5 protein-coding genes are annotated in these 8,489 nt (G+C 37.6%); 1 reads left to right on the forward strand and 4 read right to left on the reverse strand.

Going from position 1 to position 8,489, the window contains the following annotated elements; translation table 11 throughout:
• The first annotated feature begins 164 nt into the window (after positions 1-164).
• Positions 165-704 carry a group II intron maturase-specific domain-containing protein gene (locus F607_RS0122365; RefSeq protein WP_027709856.1) on the forward strand — a complete coding sequence of 180 codons (540 nt, stop codon included), beginning with the start codon at positions 165-167 and terminating at the stop codon, positions 702-704.
• A gap of 175 nt (positions 705-879) precedes the next feature.
• Here the strand turns inward: F607_RS0122365 and F607_RS0122370 are convergent, their stop codons facing one another.
• The 4 genes from F607_RS0122370 to F607_RS31170 all read right to left on the reverse strand — a co-directional run.
• Positions 880-1,311 carry a hypothetical protein gene (locus tag F607_RS0122370; protein ID WP_157365567.1) on the reverse strand — a complete coding sequence of 144 codons (432 nt, stop codon included), beginning with the start codon at positions 1,309-1,311 and terminating at the stop codon, positions 880-882.
• A 301-nt stretch (positions 1,312-1,612) separates the two neighbouring features.
• Positions 1,613-3,862: a YopT-type cysteine protease domain-containing protein gene (locus F607_RS0122375; RefSeq protein ID WP_027709858.1), complete on the reverse strand. Its 2,250-nt coding sequence runs from the start codon at positions 3,860-3,862 to the stop codon at positions 1,613-1,615.
• Between the two features lie 375 nt (positions 3,863-4,237).
• The gene (locus F607_RS0122380) at positions 4,238-7,195 is read right to left on the reverse strand and encodes a M60 family metallopeptidase (RefSeq protein WP_169719836.1); all 2,958 of its coding nucleotides are present in this window, start codon (positions 7,193-7,195) and stop codon (positions 4,238-4,240) included.
• 1,045 nt (positions 7,196-8,240) lie between these two features.
• Positions 8,241-8,489 (reverse strand): transposase (locus F607_RS31170; RefSeq protein WP_027709385.1); only part of this gene is annotated, 249 nt, incomplete at its 5' end.

The following is an 8,489-nucleotide window of genomic DNA, read 5'->3' on the forward strand; positions in this document are numbered from 1 at the left end:
AATACTCGATTCCGAAGTTTTTTTAGATTGACATATTCATTCGTTTACTCATGCCGCTGCTCTGTATTTTAATGAGTTAGTGGGCTCTTGTTTGCCCAAATCTAAACCGGCTAAATGTTTTTTTGACTGGCGCTCAGGAAGTACACTTATCATTGCCGTGGTAAATGCTTCCAGTTGCTGCTTTGGTTCATATTAGAAAGTACAAAGAAAAGCTGCTGGTTAAACCAGCGAAGCAAAATGTACTTTCGTTTGTGAACAATATTAAAGCCATTATTAAGAAACATCCCACCATGGCAGCAGGTGATTTAATTAGAATCCTCAACCCGAAAATAATTGGTTGGGGAAACTATTATAAACATGTTGTTGCTAAACAAACCTTTGGATATATTGACAACCAAATCTTCAAGTCGCTGTACAAATGGTCCAAGAAAAGACACTCAAATAAAAGCACCGAATGGATAATACGGAAATATTATGGTGTTCAAGGTTATCCTAAATGGATATTTCAAGGAAAGACGTTAATAAATAACCAAATAACGAGTCTCTATTTGGCCAAAATGTCCAAAATCCCAATTAAACGCCACATCAAAATTAAGGGAAACGCTAATCCATTTGATCCTGATTATGCAGAATATTTACAAAGGCGTAGTAACAGGAAAAACTGGAGAAATACATGGGCTAAAATGCCCATGGCAGCGCTTTAAGGATAAGTAGCCGGGTAACACGAAATGCCTTTGAGAGGCTTGAGCTGTATGCAGTGAAAGTTGCACGTACAGTTCTTAGGAGGGCGGCAGCTGTTACCAGCTGCCGCCTATCCGACCTCACCCCAGCCCTTGCTGTTAGCCTTTTCCTGCATTATTCATGGTTAAGGAGAAGCCCTTACGGCACGTTAGCTAACCTTTCATTCTGTACAAGCTCTGCAAACAGAGTGTCCAGCTTGTCCTGGGGTAAGCCTTGGTTTTCTTCCAGCTTGCGAAACTGTCTAAAAGCTAAACTTTCATAACCATCACGATAAAGCTTGAGTACATTACTCTTAGTAAGCTTTAGCACTTGCGTTTCTTGTGATTCATGGACGAATTCACGAAACAGTTTTTTCAGTTTGCGTTTGGGTAATCCTGTATTTTCAGGTAGTTTACAGAAGCTTTTAAATGCTAGGCTTTTATAGCCAGATTGATAAAGCTGGCGGATATTCTCTGGTGTTGGTTCTATCCCTTCAACACGAAGTGCTTTGGGTTTATTGGTTGTTGAGTCTTCATTGCTTTCCTCCGCAGAAACCTCAACTCCTTCAATAGCACCTTTATATCGATGCATTAAGAGTATAAATATAAAGCTTTGAAACAAATACTTTTGATCAAAGTATGCGCCATACAATGAAAAAATAAATCCGATCGTGACAAGGATAAAAGTGAACTTACGGGGATACTTCTTTTTCATACTCAAGCTTTCTCAAACGACCAAAGAGAGCCATATACTCTCTTTGAGTTGCAATGAAGGGATACATTAATTGTGTCCCCTCGGAAAGCGTGCAAGTTAAAAAAATTTGCTTTCAGGCATATTCACCGAGAGGACACGTTGAAATACATCATGCCAAAATAAATTTTATGTAATACAGCTACATACCCGATATTAGTCTTTGTAGTTCAGTTGGCTTTGTTGATATAGTATTTTTTTTAAATAAAAACCATTGCAACTTACCATTTGAGAATTCTAATGACTTTTTCGCATCAGTTAAGTACATCTCGATGAACTGTTTTAAGTCATCAAACTGTTCGATCTCAACTACGCCTTCATTGGGTTCAAAAAAGCGAAATCTTCCGCCTACCTTGCTGAGTGCCATACTGTGATTATTCGTTCTAAATAAAATCGCTTGATTCTCACCACTATTCAATGCATCTAACATTTTTGCTGGCTCGCTGATACCAATATCATCAAGCTCTGCACCATTTAGCTTCGCTATGTTGCGTACTTCATTCATTAGTGACTTAAAATCGCTAAAGTTAGCCGTTTGAGTATTATGTAACCTACCTAATTGCTTGAACATTGGAAGCCGAAAATCACTTTCTTGACCAGTGCCTCCTTTGAACAGGCTTTTACTTTTTGCAATTTTACGAATGAACTGCAGGGCTTCAGCACCTCGTCCACCTGATACTTCCTCTAAAGCCCATGAAAAAGATAAGCCATTACATACTCCATCACTTAAGTTAGTTTCACTAATAGTTTGTAACTCCTTAGTTTTAATGAGGCCAACTAAATCGTTGTATTGGTCAAAATTATTGATCAAGCGAGCAGAGGGTGATGAGTCTAGCGTAGACTTAAAAGAATTACTAAATAAACGGTTCCAAAGCCCTTTTAAATCTCCCGTGGCATTTTTAAAACTGGTTTGCTCAAGTGTACTTGCTTTAGCGAAAGTTTGCTCTTGTGCTATGGCTTTAAAAACCGTAGCACCTTCAGTAGCTGCTTCTTCAAATGGTGCGACGAAGACTAATGCTATATTAGCTGCAACATTTATAGCGTCGCCTATTATTTCATTGACTTCTTGGTTTTTATAATCATCTGGCCATAGTGTACTGCGGTTTCTTGCCTGCAATTCAGCTGCCCAGTGATCGATAAATGGTTTTTCTTCAGCGTATGCTAGGGAGTCTTTCACTAACTGATAAATACCCAGAGTCACCATATTTAGTTCGATTTCTTTAGTCTTTACAAAAGTCTCGGCCATCCCTCTTAGAAAAATATTATTGATTTTTGATGTCTGAAATAGATCATGAGAGTCAGCAATAACGGCTTCAATTTCTTGTTGAGATTTAGCTTTAGCCATGTTGACCACAAATTTACCTAAGTGGTAATTAAAGTCATGTGTATTTGGCATATGGACCAAAAACTCTTTAAACCATGTTAAGGTTCGCTTTAACTCAAGAAGCTGAATGCCTCCATCAGGAAGGGATAAAATAAATTGATATTTACCGTTGTTAATGTCAGTTAATTGTTGATCTATTTTAGCTTCAACATAGGCACCTATCCTGGCATAAGGATGGGCTTTACTTTTTTCTTTATTTATATTTCTGAACTGCTGTTTCCAGTTTTTTGCTTTACTATTTAAATAGTGAGCTAATAAGATATACTGTTCTTCGGGTTGAAACTCGATTTTATGAATAAGCTTATCTTCTATGGATTGTACAAAAGGTAATGGCAGTATATTAATGTGCCTAAGCAATAACGTATATGTGGTTTCATGGTGTCCCATTAAATCTAATTGTCGGGCTTTATCTTTGCCATATTCTTCTTTATATAGTTGCCTAGCAACAGAAAATACTGCTGTTCGATAAACATCTAAAGGATTTCCGACTTCTTCCCAATTATATTCAACACCATGATGTATAGTATATAAACCTAAATCCAGCTTGAGGGCTTTTAAAAAATCTTTACGTATTGTACTTAACGAGTTAGCGTATGGTGAGGAACTAAAGTGACTATTAGCAACTAAAAATAAAATGGCCGCTTCGTCAAGGATTTTTACTTGGTTTTCGGATAAACTCACCAAAATTACCCGCTCGTCATCGAAGTTAAATTTTTTATAGGTTAGAAGCTCATAAAACTCTCCAGGTAAATCAGTGATATTGTAACGTGCTTGAACAGCAGAAAGAGCTTGTGCTGGCCGCGATATGTGTTGGACTTTATTCCAATCGACCCATTGATTTAAACGTTCGGTTGTAAATGTAATATAGTTTTTCTCATCTCTATAACATTCATAGCTTTTACTCTGATAACAGTTGTTTTGGTTATTTTGCTTTGCTTGAGCAAGCAGTGAAAGTGGTAGCACTAAAAGATAAATTAGAAAAAACCGGATAATATTTATTTTTTTCATGTGTGGTGACCTATTTATAAGTGTGACAAGTACTTCCTTTTAATATTTCAGTAGTATCTAAAAATGCACTTTTTTTTTCGAAATAGCTGTGTACTGTATTGTACTATTGTCCTAGCTATCGCTTGCTTAATATTTAAGGACGCTATCGCTAAGCATAAAGCAGTTGTTTAGCCTCATTTAGTGCATATAAACTGCGGTCTTCTGCGTAGTTCTTTCTTGCTATTCCTATTTTTAGAGGTACCCATTTGTTAAATGGGAAAGTTTGATTTTAAAAAGACTAAGTATAAACTGATTTTTATTAATAATTTTTTAAGCTTCAAGCTTCCCCTTTTTTATCTGCTACTTTCTGATAAAAAAGGGGAAAGCGTTAACTTCTTAATGGGGGTATTGCTGAGTACCGTATAACCATAGTGGGGTAGCTGGTATTGGTAGTTTCATTTCAGCTACCTTTTGCTTTGCTTCATCTGTGACGTTAATTTGCCATTTTTCAAAATGACGTCGTAAGTCTTCTTTTGCAATTCGAGAACCCATTATGAGTAAATAATCAGCCGGCAACTGGCTTTTCGCCTTTGCAAAGCCTCGTTGGAGATAAAGATTACGAGTTTGACTGTATAAGTTGGTATAAAAGTCCCAACCATAAGCTAAAGCAAATTGATGGTAAAAAACCAATCGTTCAAATGGACCCTTTATATCATTCCAGCCTTTGCCTTCGTTAAGCATTTTCAACACTTTGTCATAAGTCTTTTGAGTGGCTAAGCGTGAAGGCTGGTCAAATTGTTCTTGTTGATAAAGGGAAAACAGATTAACTGTCACTTCCGTAGTTCCTGGTAACATCCAATCTTGCTGCTGATAATTATGACCAAGTTCATGGAAGGGTCCCCAACTTAACACATTGTTATAGTCTTCAAACTTACTTTTAACCAGTGCCATAATAGGGTAACCAGAATGCATTGAACCGAGACTGATGTTAAAGTCTGAGTGAAAACGATTTGGTAACGTTGGGGTTTTGTGTGGAATTGCCTTATGCTTATCAAGACCCATCAATTGGTAAGTATTATTTGTCAGCTGTTGCCAGGCCTTTGCGTAAGCTTCAACATCCTCAATTTGTTGCAGCTGCTGCTTGGACAATAATACGATCATATTGCCACTATGGATTTCTCCCCAAGGTGCAGGATAATGTTTAATTTCGCTGTTCCATTGACTGTTAGTGTGTTCTCCCAGCTTAAAATAAGGTGCTTTTATAGCATTTTTAATTGTGATGTTCGCTTGCGCCTGACGATACTGTTTGTGTGAGGTTGTCAGGTAGATTAATCCACCATAAGGCGCGTTGATTGTGTTGCGACCAATGTTTAATTTCTTTGTAAAACTAACCTTTGGTGGGCGTGCCCATTTTTTAATATTCTTCTTGGTGGCTATATCATCAGTATGACCATTGACTCGTATTTCAATTTGGCTGGGTTTTCCATCCTCAAGAGTTTGATCTGATGGTGACGTAACATTAATCACGATGACTTCACCTGCTGGAGCATATAAGCCTGTGCTCAACCAATAAGGTGCAGTGCGGGATGTTCTAACCCAGTCACTGTGTACTTGATTAAAATCGAACGTGAGCGTTTTATCCATTGAGTCAGCATTGGGGGGTATAATGCCCATGACTTCATGCCCGATAGCTGCATGCTGGTTAGTGGTCAGATTTTTTCTGGTAGAATCAGCATACGCTAGCAGTTGGGTGTAAGGCCTTTCATTCAGACGATCTAGGGGATATTTAAGTACTGTATTGGTTTCTACAAGAAGTGTATCCACTATTGATTCAGGTAAGTACTGAAAAGTTTGGCTCAATCCGCTTGTCAGCTGAGTAAGAGTTTCATTTGTTATACTTGACAAAGCAGAGCCTGTCTCAATTGCTTTCAACAAGGCCAAGCGTTGGTGAATATTTGCAATGATTAGTTCATCGAAGTCGGGTTTGCTGGCAATTTGGTGTGAGAGGTGTACTTGAGATTTACCGCCATTCCAAGCAATACCTGCCTTTGAAAGGAGTTGCTGGCCTGGTGCTGCTTTTAGATTTGCTTTCCAGGACCACACCTGATGCCCCATTAGCAAGCTACCCCCTGCATTAACATAAGCTTCAAGCACAGCTTGTGCTTCAGGTGATTCGATACGAGGATTAACGATGGCTACAGGGAACTCAGCCGGATCAAAGAGAGCTGCCTGTTTAGTAATATTGGTTATTGGCGTGGTGTCAATTTGATACGTCTCATCAAACTTTTGGTTGCGCCAATTCTTCCATTCTACCAGCACCTTTAAACGCTGATCAGCAGACTGTAAAACCGTATCGTAAGATTGTGAGTGTCTTGCAGTTAACCAGCTCAAAAGGTTGCTGGTAAACTGTTGCATATTAGGTTGGGCTGCTGGATTCGTGAAGGCATTTAAATAAGCGTGAATTTCACGCCCCAACACAACCACCCGACCTTCTCCTAGTCGGCCAGCTGCAATAGTGCCAACACCCAGTTGCGGTTTTTTTGCATGTACTAAAAATCCTTGCGAGTCAATAGCAACAAGTTGGCTGATATTGTTGCCATTAAATTCAAGCTGTTGCACATTACGATATAGTGCTTCCAAATCTTTTTTATGTGATATTTTTAGAGCTGAAAAAAGGTCTATAGCTTCTTCTATTGCTTTGATTGCCTGGTCTACAGTGCTTTGTGTAATGGCTTCATTGTCCGTTAATTGTTTGACATCCTCTACAAGGGATGAAAACTCTTCAACATCAGCAGGGTAATAAGCATTATTTTCAACACCAATAGCCACTTGTTTTAATAGTTTATTGGCTTGGTCAAGACGAACTTGTAATTGCCCAAAATCTACAGGTGGTTTAGCAGAAAGCAACTGCCAGTGTTGGTTATTACCACCATGAGCTGTATAGGTAATTGCTTTGCCTGGCTCAGAAGCTGAAGCATCAAGCACCATTTGAGAGTTTTTTCTATTTTGGAGTTGCTGGTCAATTAACTGCCATTGTTGGTGTGTACCTTGGTGACATCGCCACATAAAAACAGCAGCATTATTGGTAGGGTTACGACCTGCTTCCATACAGAAATCTGGAGCAACTTTCACATGAAGGCGACCTAGAGCATCCTGGTACCATTGCTGTTCAGGTAACTCTTTGCAGGGAGACACTTTCACAGATGAGAGGTTAGAGACGGGGGATTGAGCTGTTAAACACTGTGCTTGTCCACCTAATTGAATATAGTGATAGGGTTTTGGCCCTGCAGCGCTTGTATTTAGCCCAAGTGTGCTGAGAACACCCAGTACAGAAAAATATATTTTTCCTTTCAAAATAAAATACCTTTTAGTTTTGTAGTTGGTTTTATTGCTTAAATCTGATAAATAATAAGAAATATTAAAATACATTAACAATAAAAATAAAATATTATTCTTATTGTTAATGTATTAGTTTTTTGCTTTTTATTGGTTTGTTGATAAGCATTTATCTCTCTTCCGAAGTCGTTTTGGTATGGGTTTTATAGCTTTAAATATATTATTTGTTTGAATTTAAGTTACTGATAAATCTAATAAAATAGATGCTATCAGGTTGTGCTTGTATGGCATAAATACTATAAAAAAGCATGTCTAAAGTATCATGAATATCTTACGGAATCCTTTGCTAACGACTTATTAGTAAATGGGTTGTTAATAATATAAAATAAGTTTTTATATTATTGATGCCGAGCTTTTTGTATGTCGACGATATCATGTTTTATTTATAATGTATATTTGATTTTTTAATGTTAATCAGGTGTTTTTTGCGCCTTTATTTGTAGTATAAAATTAATACATTCGTTTGTTTTTTTGTGGAAAATATTGAGATAACCTAGGATTAAAAGCTGCTCTAAAAATAGTGATGCTTGTTTGAGAGCAAGTAAACACTGCACGGAGGACGGCAGTGAATAAGGAGTACATAAGGGCTAAGCAACTGCTTCATAACTTAGCGATAGTAACCTTAAGTATTAAGTAAGCGACAACTGGGGCAAGAGTGCTGACACAGCCATTTCGAAAAACTGTATTTTTAGAGGTATCTATTAGCTTTAAGTTATTATAGTCTCGCTGGGGACTAAATTAGTAAAAAGCTACGATGAGGTATGATCTTGTGCATAAAGTGTGTTTACAGCTCCTTAACGTTGACGACCAAAAGTGCATACGTTAATTTACAAAAATAAGGTTAAGATATTTGTACGATGTTTCTGGCAGATATGAGTTGGTAAAAATAAATATGTGTGTAATCAATTCATTATTTTATTATCACTAGTTGGAATAAGTAGTTACCATAACACGCGAATACCAATTTGCGACCCTGTAAATATTTCTGTGTATCCGCCCAGTTTTAAATATAGGGTCTAAGTCGATCCTCAAACTCAATCATAAATCGATTTAACGCCGCTTTCCAATTTCGAATCGGCATTGTCCACTTTTTTGATGCATCCTGAATCGCTAAGAAAATAACTTTTCTTGCCGCATCATCCGTTGGAAACAATTTACGCTTTTTAATCGCTTTTCGGATGACGCTGTTGAGTGATTCAATGGCATTCGTTGTATAAATCGCTTTGCGTATGTCATCAGGATAATTAAACAG

The organism is Zooshikella ganghwensis DSM 15267 (assembly GCF_000428585.1).
GTDB lineage: Bacteria > Pseudomonadota > Gammaproteobacteria > Pseudomonadales > Zooshikellaceae > Zooshikella > Zooshikella ganghwensis.